Genomic DNA, 15043 nt, shown 5'->3' on the forward strand with positions numbered 1-15043 from the left:
CCCACCGAACTCGACCTCCAGACCTTCAACGGCCGCCACCCGGTCGAACTGATCGGCGGAGTACGGTTCCCGGCCATCGGCGAACTGCCCTACCTCCTGACCCTGGCCGGACATGGCTTCTACTGGTTCCGGCTGCACAAGGACCTGGCCCCGCGTCGCCCGGCGGACCCCGCCGTGTACCTGTGAAGGGACGTGTCGCATGTTGAAGACCGCCACACCGTCGCGCGGCACCCCCCTCAGTCCTCCGCTGCTGCTCACATCGCTGGCCGGGATGCTCGAGGAGTGGCTGCCCAAGCAGCGGTGGTTCGCGGGCAAAGGCCTTCCCATCACGGAACTGAGCGTGGTGTCGATGACCGAGTTGCACCCGGGCTGCCTGCACCTGCTGATCCGTTCCCGGCACGCCGGATCGAGCGACGGCTGCTACCAACTGCTCCTGGGGGTGAGCGAGGACCTGCCGCCGCACCTCCACCACGCCGCCATCGGCCGAGCCGGAGCGGGCCCCTTCGAGGGACTCACCGTGTACGACGCCCTCCACGACCCCCGGTCGGCCATGCTGCTCCTCGAACGCCTCCGCACCCCGGGCGCGGCGGGCCCGTTGCGCTTCGAACGCGAGACGCAGAGCGCGATACCCTCCGGGCTCACGCCCCGCGTTCTGGACGGAGAGCAGTCCAACACCTCACTGGTGTACGGCGATTCCCTCATCCTGAAGATCTTCCGCCGCATCCAGTACGGCATCAACCCCGACCTCGAGGTTCCCTGGGCCCTTGCCCGCGAGGGCTGCTCCCGCGTACCCGCTCCCGTGGCCTGGTTCTGGACCGCCGAGCCCCGCAGGACGACACTCGGGGTACTCCAGCCCTTCCTGCGCGAGGCGACCGACGGCTGGACTCTCGCACTCCAAGCCATCGCATCGGGCGCGGACTTCACCGATGAGTCCTATGAGCTGGGGCGCGCGACCGCAGAAGTGCATCTGGCCCTTGCCCACGCCTTGGCGCCCGGCCTCCCTGACCGGCACGCGGGTGGTCGGCTCGCCGCGGCGATGATCGCGCGCCTTGACACCACCGCCCGTCAGGTTCCGGGGCTCGTCCCGTACGCGGCCCGGCTGAAGGCCGCGTACGACGTCGTCGGAGCTCGTGTCCTGGGCAGGCCGGACCAGCGGATCCATGGGGACCTGCACCTGGGCCAGGTGCTGCGGGCCGGGCAGCGGTGGTTCGTCATCGACTTCGAGGGCGAACCGGCCCGCCCGATCGCTGAACGCAGACGCGCCCAGGCCCCCGTACGCGACATCGCGGGCATGCTCCGCTCCTTCGACTACGCGGCCCATGCCAGGCGCCCTTGGCGGCCCGAGTGGGCGCAGCGTTGCCGGGATGCCTACTGCGCGGGCTACGCCGCCGAGTCGGCGTGGGACCCGCGGCAGCAGGACGCGCTCCTGCGTGCCTACGAGACGGACCGGGCGGTGTACGAAGCGTTGTACGAGGCCAGGCACCGTCCTGACTGGCTGCCCGTGCCCATGGCGGCGATCGCCCGCCTCGCGAAGGGCCACTGATGTCCACGGCGGCCGTCACCCGATCACGCCCTCCCGCGCCGCGACTCGACGCGGAGAGCCGCGGGCGCCTCCTTTCGGGCACGCACCACGACCCGCACGCGGTGCTCGGCGCCCATCCAGTGCCCGGTGGCGTGGCCTTCACGGTCCTGCGCCCGTACGCCCAGGCCGCGAAGCTCGTCGTCGGTGAGCGGGTCACGAACCTGCACGACGAGGGAGACGGCTTCTTCTCGGGTGTTCTGCCGATCGCGTCGATCCCCGAGTACGCGCTGCGGGTGACGTACGACGGCCGGGACATCGACCTCCAGGACCCCTATCGCTTCACGCCCGCGCTCGGCGAACTCGATCTGCACCTGATCGGTGAGGGCCGGCACGAGGAGCTGTGGAAGGCGCTCGGCGCACACCCGATGACCCACCAGGGTGTCGCGGGTACCCGATTCACCGTGTGGGCGCCCAACGCCAGAGGGGTGCGGGTGTGCGGGGAATTCTGCGGTTGGGACGGATCCGCCTATCCCATGCGCTCTCTCGGTTCGACCGGCGTATGGGAGCTGTTCGTCCCCGGCGTCGACGAGGGGGACCTCTACAAGTTCGACATCGCTCGCCCCGACGGCACCCACACCGTGCGCGCGGATCCGATGGCCCGCCGCACGGAGGTACCGCCCGCGACCGCATCGGTGGTCACGCGGTCGGCCCACGTGTGGGCGGACGCGGCATGGATGGCACGCCGGGCGGATCGCCCCGTGTGCCAGGCCCCCTTCTCGGTGTACGAGGTCCATCTGCCGTCCTGGCGGATCGGACTCTCCTACCGGCAGCTGGCCGAACAGCTCACGGACTACGTGGCCGATGCCGGGTTCACGCACGTGGAGTTCCTGCCGGTGGCCGAGCATCCCTTCGGCGGATCGTGGGGCTATCAGGCCACCGGGTTCTACGCGCCGACTGCCCGCATGGGCACGCCCGACGACTTCAAGTTCCTCGTCGACGCGCTGCACCAGGCGGGCATCGGCGTGATCGTGGACTGGGTCGCGGCGCACTTCCCCAAGGACGACTGGGCACTCGCGGCATTCGACGGGGAGCCGCTGTACGAGCCGCGGGACCCCCGGCGTGCCGAGCACCCCGACTGGGGCACTCTCACCTTCGACTTCGGGCGCCGGGAGGTACGCAACTTCCTGGTGGCCAACGCGAGTTACTGGTGCGAGGAGTTCCATGTCGACGGGCTGCGGGTGGACGCGGTGGCCTCGATGCTCTACCTCGACTACTCACGCGAGGAGGGGCAGTGGACGCCCAACGAACACGGCGGCCGGGAGAACCTGGACGCCGTGTCGTTCCTGCAGGAGATGAACGCGACGGTCTACCGCCGCTGCCCCGGGGTGATCACCATCGCCGAGGAGTCGACGGCATGGGACGGCGTCACACGAGCCACTCACCACGCGGGACCCGGTGGCTTCGGCGGCCTGGGCTTCGGCCTGAAATGGAACATGGGCTGGATGCACGACTCCCTGGAGTACATCCAGCACGAGCCGGTTCACCGGCAGTACCACCACAATGAGTTGACCTTCGCGATGGTCTACGCCTACAGCGAGAACTACCTCCTGCCGATCTCACACGACGAAGTCGTGCACGGCAAAGGTGCGCTGGTGTCCAAGATGCCGGGTGACTGGTGGCAGCAGCGCGCCAACCACCGCGCCTACCTGGCCTACATGTGGGCCCACCCCGGCAAACAACTCCTCTTCATGGGCCAGGAGTTCGCCCAGGGCGCCGAGTGGTCGCAGGAACACGGCTTGGACTGGGGGCTTCTGGAGGCGTCCTGTCCCGCGCGCTCCGACCACATCGGCGTGCGGCGACTGGTGTGCGACCTCAACCACCAGTACCGGGCCGCCCCCGCACTGTGGGAACAGGACACGGTCCCGGCCGGATTCGCCTGGGTCGAGGCGGACGCGGCGCAGGACAATGTGGTGGCGTTCCTGCGCTACGCGGCCGACGGGACGCCGCTCCTGGCAGTGAGCAACTTCTCCCCGGTGGTACGCCGCGACTATCCACTGGGGGTGCCCGGGACAGTCGGCGCCTGGAGGGAGACGCTCAACACCGACGCGGCCCACTACGGCGGCGGCGACGTGCGCAACCCCGACCCGCTGCGACCGGCCCCCGACGCCACCGGAGCCTTTCCGGCCCGCCTGCACGTGACTCTCCCCCCACTGGCCACGCTGTGGCTGCGTCCGGCGTGAACCTCGCTTGATCAAGATCGCGGAGATCAAAATCACTTTGCCCGCCCCGCGGACCTGACGGAAAATTGAGGCCGCAGTACCGCGGAATCGCGGAGGAGATCAGCCGGAGAAGAGGTGTCGCGTGGAAGCAACCCGTTTCTCCGTACTGGACCGTTCCCGCACCCGCGAGGGGCACGACGGTCCCGAGGCCCTGCGCGACACCGTGCGCCTCGCCCAGGAGCTCGAAGAGCTCGGCTATCACCGCTTCTGGGTGTCGGAGCACCACGCGGTGCCGGGCGTCGCGGGCTCCGCGCCGACCGTCCTGGCCGCGGCCGTCGCCGCCGCGACGCGCACCATCCGGGTCGGCACGGGCGGCGTGATGCTGCCGAACCACCAACCCCTCATCGTGGCTGAGCAGTTCGGTGTTCTCGAAGCGCTCTACCCAGGACGTATCGACATGGGGCTCGGCCGCTCGGTGGGCTTCACCGACGGGGTGCGCAAGGCGCTCGGCCGGGACAAGCACGACGCGGAGGATTTCGCGGCGCAGCTCACCGAGCTCCTGGGCTGGTTCCGCGGCACATCGGACACCGGCGCGCACGCCCGCCCCGCCGAGGGCCTGACGGTCCCGCCGTTCGTCCTGGCCATGGGCGAGGGCGCCACGATCGCGGCACAGGCCGGGCTCCCCATGGTCATCGGCGACATCAGGAGCCGCGAGAAGATGCTCCGCGGCATCGAGCAGTACCACTCGTCGTTCCGGCCTTCGCAGTGGTCCAGCGAGCCCTACGTCGTCGTCTCGGGCACCATCGCCGTCGCCGGGACGCCCGAGGAGGCCCGCCGCCTGCTGATACCGGAGGCCTGGTCGATGGCGTACTCGCGCACCCACGGCACGTTCCCGCCGCTGCCCCCGGCCGAGCGCGTCGAGTCTTCGCAGACGACGATGACCGAGAAGGAGCGCGGCTTCTACGAGTCCGGGCTCCTCGGCCACATCCACGGCACGGAGGAGCAGGTTGCCGACGAGCTCGATGCGCTGATCAAGGAGAGCGGGGCGCAAGAAGTCCTGGTCACGACCAGTACGTACGATCGCGCGGGGCTTCTGGACTCCTTCCGGCGCCTCTCCCGGGTCGCGGGTCTGGCCGCGACCTAGAATCGTGGGGTTTGCCCCCGAGCCCCGTACGGAGATCCCATGCACAGCCCCCACGATCCGTTCGTCCGTGTCCGGGGTGCCCGCGAGCACAATCTGCGGAACGTCGACGTGGACGTCCCGCGCGACGTCCTCGCGGTCTTCACCGGTGTCTCCGGTTCGGGGAAGTCGTCGCTCGCCTTCGGGACGATCTACGCTGAGGCCCAGCGGCGCTACTTCGAGTCCGTCGCCCCGTACGCCAGGCGGCTCATCCACCAGGTGGGCGCGCCGAAGGTCGGTGAGATCACCGGCCTGCCTCCCGCGGTCTCGCTCCAGCAGCGCCGCTCGGCGCCGACGTCCCGCTCATCGGTGGGCACGGTCACCAGCCTCTCGAACTCGCTGCGCATGCTGTTCTCCCGCGCCGGCACCTACCCGGACGGCGCCGAGCGGCTCGACTCCGACGCCTTCTCGCCGAACACGGCGGCCGGGGCCTGTCCGCAGTGCCACGGGCTCGGCCGCGTGCACCGCACGAGCGAGGAGCTCCTGGTCCCCGATCCGGCTCTCTCCATCCGGGAGGGCGCGATCGCGGCCTGGCCTGGAGCCTGGCAGGGCAAGAACCTGCGTGACGTCCTCGAAGCGCTGGGGCACGACGTCGGCCTTCCCTGGCACGAACTGCCCCAGGCGGACCGGAGCTGGATCCTGTTCACGGACGAGCAGCCGGTGGTGACGGTGCACCCGGTGCGGGACGCGGGCCGCATCCAACGCCCCTACCAGGGCACGTACATGAGCGCCCGGCGCTATGTGATGAAGACGTTCTCCGACTCCAAGAGCCAGACACTGCGCGCCAAGGCCGAGCGGTTCCTGGCGAGCGCCGACTGTCCGGCGTGCGGCGGGAGCAGGCTCCGCCCGGAGGCGATGGCGGTCACGTTCGCGGACCGCACGATCGCCGACCTGGCCGCGCTGCCCCTGTCGGAGCTGGCCAAGTCCCTCAAGAGCAGCACGGGTTCCGAGGCGGCGCGTGTCCTGACCGACGATCTCCTTGCCCGCATCGCCACGATCACCGAGCTGGGCCTCGGCTATCTGAGCCCTGACCGCGCCACACCCAGCCTCTCCACGGGCGAGCTCCAACGGCTGCGCCTGGCGACCCAGTTGCGCTCGGGACTCTTCGGAGTCGTGTACGTCCTCGACGAGCCGTCGGCCGGTCTGCACCCGGCGGACACGGAGTCCCTGCTCACCGTCCTGGACCGACTCAAGGCCGCGGGCAACTCGGTCTTCGTCGTGGAGCACCATCTCGATGTCATGCGCCACGCGGACTGGCTCGTCGACGTGGGCCCGGACGCGGGTGAGCACGGCGGCCAGGTTCTGCACAGTGGCCCGGTGGCGGATCTGGAGAGGGTCACGGAGTCCGCGACGGCCCGTTTCCTCTTCGCTCGCGAGCCCGCTCCGGTACGCCAGGCGCGTACCCCGCGCGGCTGGCTGAAGGTCGGCCCCGTGAGCCGCCACAATCTGCGTGACGTGACGGCAGAGTTCCCGCTCGGCGCCTTCACCGCCGTCACCGGCGTCTCCGGTTCGGGCAAGTCCACGCTCATCGGCGAGGTCACCGAGGACCTTGACGGCGTGGGGCGTCTGGTGTGCGTCGACCAGAAGCCGATCGGCCGCACGCCCCGCTCCAACCTGGCCACCTACACGGGCCTCTTCGATGTCGTCCGCAAGGTCTTCGCGGCCACGGAGGCGGCACGGACACGGGGTTACGGCGTCGGGCGCTTCTCGTTCAACGTCGCGGGCGGGCGGTGCGAGACCTGTCAGGGCGAGGGGTTCGTGAGCGTGGAACTGCTTTTCCTGCCCAGTACGTACGCGCCGTGCCCCGACTGCGGGGGTGCGCGCTACAACCCCGAGACGCTCGAAGTGACCTACCAGGGGCGGAACATCGCGGAGGTGCTCGATCTGACGGTGGAGTCGGCCGCGGAGTTCTTCGCCGACACCCCGGCCGTCGCACGCAGCCTGCGGACCCTCCTGGACGTGGGTCTCGGCTATCTGCGTCTGGGGCAGCCGGCGACGGAACTCTCGGGCGGCGAGGCCCAGCGCATCAAGCTGGCGAGCGAGTTGCAGCGTGTGCGGCGCGGTCACACGCTCTACCTCCTGGACGAGCCGACGACCGGACTCCACCCGGCCGACGTCGAGGTCCTGATGCGTCAGCTGCACGGCCTGGTCGACGCGGGCCATTCGGTGGTGGTCGTCGAGCACGACATGGCGGTGGTGGCGGGCGCGGACTGGGTGATCGACCTGGGCCCCGGCGGCGGCGACGAGGGCGGTCGTGTGGTCGCCGCGGGGCCGCCCGACGCGGTGGCGGGGGCCGAGGGGAGCCGGACGGCGCCCTATCTGGCGCGGGCGACGGCCAAGGGTCACTGAGATTGGTCCGCACCAACTCCTTGACGGCGCACCGGAGGCTGCCTTAAATCAAGTACTGAACAAAGCCTCGGGGTTGATCGCCCGACGCGTTCAGTTCTCGATGTCGTGTTGTCATGCGCATGCCTTGCCTTGCCTTGCCTTGCCTTGCCTCGGTATGCGTACACCTCACAACCCCCACCAATCCCGCACCCCCCACTCTCTCGCCACCCCCACGTGAAGCGATGTGATGACAGTGCACACCTCTTGGCGCCGCCGTGCGACGCTCTCCACGGTCGCCCTGGCCTGCTGTGCCTCGGCCCTGGCCGGACTCCCCGCCGGAGCGTCGGCGGCCCCCTCCACCTCTCCGGCCGGTTCAGCCGCGGCCGCCACCTTCACCGACGACTTCAACGGCCCCGCCGGGTCCGCGGTCGACGGCAGCAAGTGGCAGACGGAGACCGGCGACAACGTCAACAACCACGAGCGGCAGTACTACACCTCGGGCAACAAGAACGCCGCCCTCGACGGCCAGGGCAACCTGGTCATCACCGCTCGCAAGGAGAACCCCGGCAACTACCAGTGCTGGTACGGCAAGTGCGAGTACACCTCTTCCCGGCTCAACACCTCGGGCAAGTTCACGCAGACGTACGGCCATGTCGAGGCCCGGATGAAGGTGCCGAAGGGGCAGGGCATGTGGCCCGCGTTCTGGATGCTCGGCGCCGACATCGGCAGTGTCGGGTGGCCCAACAGCGGTGAGCTCGACGTGATGGAGAACGTCGGCTTCGAACCGGGCACCGTCCACGGCACGCTGCACGGTCCCGGCTACTCGGGCTCGGGCGGCATCGGCGCGGGCTATACCCTGCCCGGTGGCGAGGCGTTCTCGGACAAGTTCCACACCTTCGCGGTGGACTGGTCACCGAACAAGGTCACCTGGTCCGTGGACGGCAACGTCTACCAGACCCGCACCCCGGCCGACCTGGGCGGCAACAAGTGGGTCTTCGACAAGCCGTTCTTCCTTATCCTCAACCTCGCGGTCGGCGGCTACTGGCCCGGCGACCCGGACGGCAACACGAGCTTCCCGCAGCAGCTCGTCGTCGACTACGTCCACGTGAACACCAACGACTAGGTGGACCACGCTAGTTGAGCCGGGCCAGAAGGTGCGCGGCCTCGCGGGTCGCCGGATACAGGTCCAGGTAGAGCCCGTAGAGCTGGTCGTAGACGGTCGAGGCGGTCGCCTCCGGGACGACCACCTCGACGGTCGGGTTCCAGTGCGCGATGTCGCCAGGCCCGGCGAGCCCGGCGCCGACCGCCGCGAGGAACGCGTCGCCGTACGCGGCGCCGATGGTGTGGCGCGGCAGGTGCTGCTCGCGCCCGGTCACGTCGGAGACGATCCGGGTCCACAGCGCACGGGCGCCACCGCCGACCGCGACAAGGCGTTCGGCGGTGGCGCCCGCCTCCGCCATGGCGGCGAGATTGTGCCGGACGCCGTAGGCGGTGGCCTCCAGGGCGGCCCGGTAGAGATGGCCCCGGCCGTGCCGCAACGTCAGGCCGTGCACGAGTCCCCGCGCGTCGGGGTCGAAGAGCGGAGTGCGCTCCCCCGCGAAGTACGGCAGCATCAGCAGGCCCTCGGCGCCGGGCGGCAACGCGGCGGCCTCCGCGGTCAGTTGCTCGTACGAGCTACCGGTGAGGTCGCGCAGCCAGCCGGTGACCGCGCCCGACGTCGCCATCCCGGCCGCCAGGCAGTACGTGTCGGGGAACGCGCCCGCCGTGCCCCACAGGTGCGGGCTGGTCAGCGGTCGCGGCTCAATGCCGACCAGGAACATCGTCGTGCCGTACATGAGCATGAGGTCGCCGGGAGCGGCGACGCCGACACCGGCCGCCTCCGCCCAGGCGTCGACCGTGCCCGCGACCACGGGGGTGCCCGCGGGAAGGCCGGTGAGGGCCTCGGCCTCGGGTGTCACGGCGCCGACGACGTCGGAGGGCCAGACCAGCTCCGGCCACTGAAGGCCGGGCGCGATCTCCTCACAGCGGTCATCGATCCAGGCCCGGGCGGCCAGGTCGTACAGCGGAGTGCACTGACTCGCCGAGTGGTGGTCGAGGACGTACCGACCGGTGAGGCGGTGCACGAGGTACGAACTCGCCATGCACCAGCGGTGGGTGGCCTCGTAGACCGTCGGCTCGTGGCGGCGCAGCCATGCCAGTTTCGGGCCGATCGCCTGGCTGGTCAGGGGTGAGCCGCAGCGGCGGATGATGTCATCGGGGCCGTAGCGCTCGTCCTGCTCGGCGATCTCGGCCCCCGCCCGGGTGTCGACGCCGTACAGGATGGCCGGGCGGACCGGCGTGCCCTTCTCGTCGACGGGGAGCAGGCAGGGGCCGATACCGCTGACGCCGACCGCGGCGAGCGACTCGCCCGCGGGCAGCACGGCCAGCAACTCCCGCGCCAGGGAACGGAAGTCGGCCCACCACACGTCGTCCGCGTCGTGTTCGAACCAGCCGGGGTGCGGCGTGGACGTGGTGTGTTCGCGCTGCGCCTGGGCGACGAGCGTGCCGTCGGGGCGGACGAGGACGCCTTTGGAGGAGGACGTCCCGATGTCGACGCCGAGCAGGAGACCGGTGCGGTGCGCGGTGGCGGAGGTCATGGCCACGTGATGCTACGGGGCGATCGAGTCCACGTAGCCGCCGTCGACCCGAATCGCGCCGCCGGTCGTGGCGGAGGCCAGCGGGGAGCTGAGGTAGACGACCATGTGCGCGATCTCCTCGGGCTCGATGAGCCGCTGGATCAGGGACTGCGGGCGGTGCTTGACCATGAACTCCCGCTGCGCCTCGTCCCAGGGCAGCGCGGAGTCGACGAGCTCGTACACGAAGTCCTCCACGCCGCCGGTGTGAGTGGGGCCCGCTACAACGGAGTTGACGGTCACGCCCGATCCCGCGGCCTCCTTCGCGAAGCCCCGGGAGACCGCGAGGAGTGCGGTCTTCGACATGCCGTAATGGATCATCTCGGCGGGAACGGCGAACGCCGAGTCGCTGGCGATGTTCTGGATCCGTCCCCAGGAGCGGTCCTTCATCCCCGGCAGGTAGTGCCGGATCATGCGGACGGCGGTCAGTACGTTGACCTCGAAGTAGCGGCGCCATTCGTCGTCGCTGATGTCGAGGGCCGGCTCCGCGCCGAAGATGCCGAGGTTGTTGATGAGGATGTCCGTGCGGGGGACGGCCGAGAAGACCTGAGCCGCCCCTTCGTCGGTGGAGATGTCACCGGGGGCCGGGAAGAACTCGGCGGCGCCGTGCTCCCCCTTCAGCCGGTCGACGGCCTTGTCGACGGAGGCCGCGGACCGTCCGTTGACGGCCACCCGGGCACCGGCCTTCGCCAGGCCGGCCGCGATGGCCGCCCCGATTCCCTGGGTCGATCCGGTGACGAGGGCGGTCTTGCCGGAGAGATCGACGAGCATGCTGCGTACCTCCTGCTGTCGGTGCGACTGGATGGGCCGCGTGCTTGTGCGGGCCCCGCCTTGTCCCCCGGATCCCAGTAGATCACTCCGGAGGGTTCGGCGGCCTTACGTGGGTCGGCCATGCCGCTCGGCGCATCGCTGGACGACGTGAACTCCTTGCCGAGGTCAAGCTCACGGCCCGGGTCCGACGGCGGTCGTCACGGGCCCCGGGGCGGCACGGCCGCGGGGGCCTCGACGCCTCAGGCGGCGAGTGTCTGCTTCAGGGCGGCGAGTCCGTCGCTGAAGATGCCGTGGAACAGGGCGACGACCTCGTCGTCGCCGACACCCACCGGCGTGAAGACGCCGGACCACTCCACGCGGGACGCGTCCCGTCCGGACTGTCCGGGCACCTCGTGCACGGTGAGGGTGGCCACGTAGTCGGTGGCGGGGAAGGGGGCCTTCAGGATCGAGTAGCTGTAGGTGCGCGCCTTGTCGTCGAACGTCAGGAGGCGCTCGATGATGACGCCGCCGTCCTCGCTCGTCAGGCTGCGCACGCGGCCGCCCTCGCTGGATTCGCTGGCGGGGATGAACGGAAGCCAGTCGGGCAGCGAGTCGAAGCCGCCGATGAGCTGCCAGACGCGGTCGGCCGGTACGGGGATCTCGATGGACGCGGAGGTGGAAGCCACGGTTTCTCCTTGAGGGACGTACGGGAGGGAAGGACGGGTTTACGGGGGTGGGCAGTTGACGGTCAGGCGGTGGGCACCGGCGCGTCCGCCGCGATCAGCCGCTCCGCGCGCAGGTCCGCCCAGAACCCGGCCGGGACCGTCTCGCCAAGGGCTGCGACGTCCTCGGCGATGCGGCTGGGCTTGGTGGCTCCGGGGATCGCCGCCACCGTCGCCGGATGGGCGAGGGAGAACTGCAGGGCGGCGGCCTTGATGGCGACCCCGTGCCGCTCGGCGAGCGCCTTGATGCGCTCGACCTTGGCGATGATCTCCGCGGGCGCCTTCTGGTACTCGAAGTGCTGACCACCCGCGAGGATGCCGGAGCTGTAGGGCCCGCCCACCACGATGTCCACGCCCTGGGCCTCGGCGGCCGGCAGCAGGCGCTGGAGGGCGCGGTCGTGGTCGAGGAGGGTGTAGCGGCCTGCGAGGAGGAAGGCGTCGGGCCTCGGCTCGTCCAGGTCGAGGGTGAGTTCGAGCGGCTCCACGCGGTTGACGCCCAGGCCCCAGCCCTTGATGACGCCTTCGTCGCGCAGCCGGTCCAGGGTGCGGAAAGCGCCCGTGCGGGCTGTCTCATAGGCGGCCAGCCATTCGTCGCCGTAGAAGTCCTGCGCGACATCATGCACCCACACGACGTCGAGCCGGTCCGTCCGCAGCCGCTTCAGGCTGTCCTCGATGGAGCGGAGGGTGGCGTCGGCCGTGTAGTCGTTGACCATCTTGTTCGGGCGGCCGTGCTCGAAGAGGCCGCCCTTCTCGCCGAGGTCACGGGCGGCCGGGTCCTCGACCTCGTCCAGGATGACGCGGCCGACCTTGGTGCTCAGGACGTAGTCGTCGCGAGGGTGTCTCGCGAGGACGTCGCCGAGCCGGATCTCGGAGAGGCCCGCGCCGTAGAAGGGGGCCGTGTCGAAGTAGCGGATGCCCTGGTCCCAGGCGGCCTCGACGGTTGCCGCGGCCTCCTCGTCGGGGATGGCGCGGAACATGTTGCCGAGCGGGGCTGTGCCGAAGCCGAGCGCTCCGGGGAGGAGGGACTTGATGCTCATGGGGAGGTCCTCGCGGTGGTGGATTTCCGGCGGTTCCGGGGGTGACCGGGTGATCCGTCGGCCTTGCGAGTTCGAGGTTAGGATCGATGCTTGAGACTGTCCAAGACTCGCTTGGACACACTTGAGTCCTCCGAGGTCTTACATGCTTGACCTGCGACAACTCCGCTATTTCGTGGCCGTCGCCGAGACGGAACACGTCGGCCGTGCGGCCGAGGCGCTGCACATCTCCCAGTCACCGCTCAGCCGCCAGATCGCCCAGCTGGAGAAGCAGCTCGGTCTCGTCCTGTTCGAGCGCAGCCAGCAGCGCATCCGCCTCACGTCGGACGGCCGGGTCTTCCTGAGCGAGGCCCGCGCCCTGCTGCGGCACGCGGACCGCCTGGAGAACCTGGGGCGCAGGCTCGGCCGCGGCGAGGAGGGCGGTCTGTGCATCGGGTACGTGGGCGACGCCATGCACACCGGCGTCCTGCCCGGCGCGCTGCGCACCCTGCAGGAGGAGCGCCCCGGCATCCATGTCGCCCTCTACAGCCTCTCCACGGCGGAGCAGTTCGAGGGCCTGCGGCAGCGCAGCCTCGACATCGCCCTCGTCCAGGAGCCGCCGACGCAGGACGATCCGGACCTCCTGGCAGCTGCTCTCCTCGAAGATCCGCTGCTTCTCGCGCTGCCCGCGGCCCATCCGCTGGCCGCCCGGGCGGAGTTGGCGCCGGGCGACCTGGACGGTCAGGCGTGGATCGCGGTCGAGAACTCCCAGGATCCCGCCTGGCGCGACACCTTCCTCGCCTCGTGCGTGGCGTCCGGTTTCACCCCTGACATCCGCCTCGACGCCGCCGAGCCGCTCACCGCGCTCGGCCTCGTGGCCTCCGGTCTCGGCCTCGCGCTCATCCAGAAGAGCATGGTGCGCGGCACGACGGACGGCGTCGCCGTACGCGAACTCCCCTGGCACAAGGCGTCCGTTCATCTGTGGGCGGCCTGGCACGCCATCGATCTGCGGCCGGTGGTGGCGTCCTTCCGTGAGACGGTCCTGGCGAGCGGCGCCATCGACTGACACGCCGGTTCAGTCCCAGTAGGCCTTCCGGAGCGACGACTTGACCAGCTTCCCGGTGGGCGTCCGGGGCAGCGAATCCGCGAAGTCCACGGAGCGCGGCGCCTTGTAGTGGGCGATGCGCTCCCGCACGAAGGCGATCAGCTCCCGCTCCAGATCGGGCCCCGCGGACACCCCGTCGGCCGGCTGCACCACCGCCTTGACCGCCTCCCCCATCTCCGCGTCAGGGACCCCGATCACGGCGACGTCCGCGACCGCCGGATGCAGCACGAGGCAGTCCTCGGCCTCCTGCGGGTACACGTTCACGCCACCCGAGATGATCATGAATGCCCTGCGGTCGGTGAGGAAGAGATAGCCGTCCTCGTCCATGTGCCCGATGTCGCCCGTGGTGGTCCAGTTCGGATGCGCGGGGTGCTGGGCCTCGCGGGTGCGGATGTCGTCGTTGTGGTAGCGGAAGGACAGTTCCTCACGCTCGAAATAGACGATGCCGGTCTCGCCCCTAGGCAGCGGCTCGCTCGCCTCGTCGCAGATCCGCAGCACACCGAGAAACCCGTCCTTGCCCACGGAGCCGGGCTTGCGCAGCCATTCCTCCGGCGAGATGAACGTGATGCCGTTGCCCTCCGTCGACGAGTAGTACTCGTACAGAACAGGCCCCCACCACTCCAGCATCCGCCGCTTGACCTCGACGGCGCAGGGCGCGGCGGCATGAATGGCTGTCTTCATGGAGGACAGGTCGTAGTGCTCCCGCACTTCGGCGGGCAGCTTCAGCATCCGTACGAACATGGTCGGCACCCACTGGCTGTGCGTGACCTGATGGCGCTCCACGGCAGCGAGGGCGCCTTCCGCGTCGAAGGTGTCCATGAGGACGACGGTGCCGCCGAGCGCCGTGACGACCCCGCAGAAGCGCAGGGGCGCCGCGTGGTAGATCGGAGCGGGCGAGAGATAGACGGTGTCCTCGCCGAAGCCGTACATCGCCTGGAAGATCAGCACGTAGGCGCTTGGCTCCTCGCGCACGTCACCCTCGGGCAGCGCGGGCTTGATGCCCTTGGGGCGGCCCGTGGTGCCGGAGGAGTAGAGCATGTCGGTGCCGCGCGGCTGGTGGGCGGGCGGTTCGGCGGACGCGGACTCCAGGGCCTTCTCGTACGATCCGTCGTCGAGCCCCAGCCGGATCGGCGGACCACCGGCCAACTCCGTGACAGCCGCGCCCATTTCGGTGAGCGAACCGGAGATGACCAGCACCTTCGCCCCGCAGTCGCGGACGATGTACGCGGCCTCGTCCGTCGTGAGGTGGTGGTTGACGGCGGTGAGATAGAGGCCCGAGCGCAGCGCGGCCCAGTACACCTCGAGGGCCCGCGGGTCGTTGTCGCAGAGCAGGGCGAGGTGGTCGCCCCGACGCAAGCCCGCGGCCCGCAGATGATCCGCGAGCCGCAGGGAGCGCTCTTCGAGTTGTCCGTAGGTGAGATTCCTCATGCCGTCGGCGGTGACGACGGCCGGCCTGGCGGGGTCGTACGCTCCCGGGTGCATGCGGCGAAGGTACCGCAGCCCCCTGATGGGACGTCAGACCCCGTACGGGC

Annotated in this window: 12 protein-coding genes; 7 read left to right on the forward strand and 5 right to left on the reverse strand. The window is 70.2% G+C overall.

Annotation, left to right across the window (positions count from 1 at the left end):
• The 6 genes from ACFVXC_RS39265 to ACFVXC_RS39290 form a co-directional block, all read left to right on the forward strand.
• Positions 1-186, forward strand: a 186-nt coding sequence (locus tag ACFVXC_RS39265; RefSeq protein ID WP_389916014.1) for an alpha-glucosidase C-terminal domain-containing protein, incomplete at its 5' end; no start/stop codon positions are given.
• Positions 187-199: 13 nt separating this feature from the next.
• Entirely contained in the window at positions 200-1543 is a 1344-nt protein-coding gene (locus ACFVXC_RS39270; RefSeq protein WP_389916017.1) for a maltokinase, read from the forward strand.
• Positions 1543-3762 (forward strand): 1,4-alpha-glucan branching enzyme, encoded by a 2220-nt coding sequence (glgB, locus tag ACFVXC_RS39275; protein WP_389916020.1) that lies wholly within the window; start codon positions 1543-1545, stop codon positions 3760-3762. Before ACFVXC_RS39270 ends, glgB begins: the two co-directional genes overlap by 1 nt.
• Positions 3763-3883: 121 nt before the next feature.
• Positions 3884-4885, forward strand: coding sequence for an LLM class flavin-dependent oxidoreductase (locus ACFVXC_RS39280; protein ID WP_389916023.1), 1002 nt, complete (start codon positions 3884-3886; stop codon positions 4883-4885).
• A 39-nt stretch (positions 4886-4924) separates the two neighbouring features.
• Positions 4925-7270 (forward strand): ATP-binding cassette domain-containing protein, encoded by a 2346-nt coding sequence (locus ACFVXC_RS39285; protein ID WP_389916026.1) that lies wholly within the window; start codon positions 4925-4927, stop codon positions 7268-7270.
• Positions 7271-7496: 226 nt separating this feature from the next.
• Positions 7497-8372, forward strand: coding sequence for a family 16 glycosylhydrolase (locus ACFVXC_RS39290; protein WP_389916029.1), 876 nt, complete (start codon positions 7497-7499; stop codon positions 8370-8372).
• A gap of 10 nt (positions 8373-8382) precedes the next feature.
• Here ACFVXC_RS39290 and ACFVXC_RS39295 read toward each other — a convergent pair whose 3' ends face one another.
• From ACFVXC_RS39295 to ACFVXC_RS39310, 4 genes are all read right to left on the reverse strand, one after another.
• Entirely contained in the window at positions 8383-9885 is a 1503-nt protein-coding gene (locus tag ACFVXC_RS39295; RefSeq protein WP_389916032.1) for an FGGY-family carbohydrate kinase, read from the reverse strand.
• A gap of 12 nt (positions 9886-9897) precedes the next feature.
• Entirely contained in the window at positions 9898-10692 is a 795-nt protein-coding gene (locus ACFVXC_RS39300; RefSeq protein ID WP_389916035.1) for an SDR family NAD(P)-dependent oxidoreductase, read from the reverse strand.
• Positions 10693-10931: 239 nt separating this feature from the next.
• The gene (locus ACFVXC_RS39305) at positions 10932-11357 is read right to left on the reverse strand and encodes an SRPBCC family protein (RefSeq protein ID WP_389916038.1); all 426 of its coding nucleotides are present in this window, start codon (positions 11355-11357) and stop codon (positions 10932-10934) included.
• 62 nt (positions 11358-11419) lie between these two features.
• The gene (locus tag ACFVXC_RS39310) at positions 11420-12430 is read right to left on the reverse strand and encodes an aldo/keto reductase (protein WP_389916041.1); all 1011 of its coding nucleotides are present in this window, start codon (positions 12428-12430) and stop codon (positions 11420-11422) included.
• Between the two features lie 142 nt (positions 12431-12572).
• Between ACFVXC_RS39310 and ACFVXC_RS39315 the strand changes: the two genes are divergently transcribed.
• Positions 12573-13472 carry a LysR substrate-binding domain-containing protein gene (locus ACFVXC_RS39315; protein ID WP_389916044.1) on the forward strand — a complete coding sequence of 300 codons (900 nt, stop codon included), beginning with the start codon at positions 12573-12575 and terminating at the stop codon, positions 13470-13472.
• A 9-nt stretch (positions 13473-13481) separates the two neighbouring features.
• Here the strand turns inward: ACFVXC_RS39315 and ACFVXC_RS39320 are convergent, their stop codons facing one another.
• Positions 13482-14993 carry an acyl-CoA synthetase gene (locus ACFVXC_RS39320; RefSeq protein ID WP_389916046.1) on the reverse strand — a complete coding sequence of 504 codons (1512 nt, stop codon included), beginning with the start codon at positions 14991-14993 and terminating at the stop codon, positions 13482-13484.
• Positions 14994-15043: the final 50 nt, after the last annotated feature.

Source organism: Streptomyces sp. NPDC058257, assembly GCF_042881845.1.
GTDB lineage: Bacteria > Actinomycetota > Actinomycetes > Streptomycetales > Streptomycetaceae > Streptomyces.

Bases quoted from the DNA above. Each gene is read 5' to 3' on its own strand.
- ACFVXC_RS39270 (WP_389916017.1), top strand. From the start codon at position 200: ATGTTGAAGACCGCCACACCGTCGCGCGGCACCCCCCTCAGTCCTCCG.
- glgB (WP_389916020.1), top strand. From the start codon at position 1,543: ATGTCCACGGCGGCCGTCACCCGATCACGCCCTCCCGCGCCGCGACTC.
- ACFVXC_RS39285 (WP_389916026.1), top strand. From the start codon at position 4,925: ATGCACAGCCCCCACGATCCGTTCGTCCGTGTCCGGGGTGCCCGCGAG.
- ACFVXC_RS39290 (WP_389916029.1), top strand. From the start codon at position 7,497: ATGACAGTGCACACCTCTTGGCGCCGCCGTGCGACGCTCTCCACGGTC.
- ACFVXC_RS39295 (WP_389916032.1), bottom strand. From the start codon at position 9,885: ATGACCTCCGCCACCGCGCACCGCACCGGTCTCCTGCTCGGCGTCGAC.
- ACFVXC_RS39300 (WP_389916035.1), bottom strand. From the start codon at position 10,692: ATGCTCGTCGATCTCTCCGGCAAGACCGCCCTCGTCACCGGATCGACC.
- ACFVXC_RS39310 (WP_389916041.1), bottom strand. From the start codon at position 12,430: ATGAGCATCAAGTCCCTCCTCCCCGGAGCGCTCGGCTTCGGCACAGCC.
- ACFVXC_RS39315 (WP_389916044.1), top strand. From the start codon at position 12,573: ATGCTTGACCTGCGACAACTCCGCTATTTCGTGGCCGTCGCCGAGACG.
- ACFVXC_RS39320 (WP_389916046.1), bottom strand. From the start codon at position 14,993: ATGCACCCGGGAGCGTACGACCCCGCCAGGCCGGCCGTCGTCACCGCC.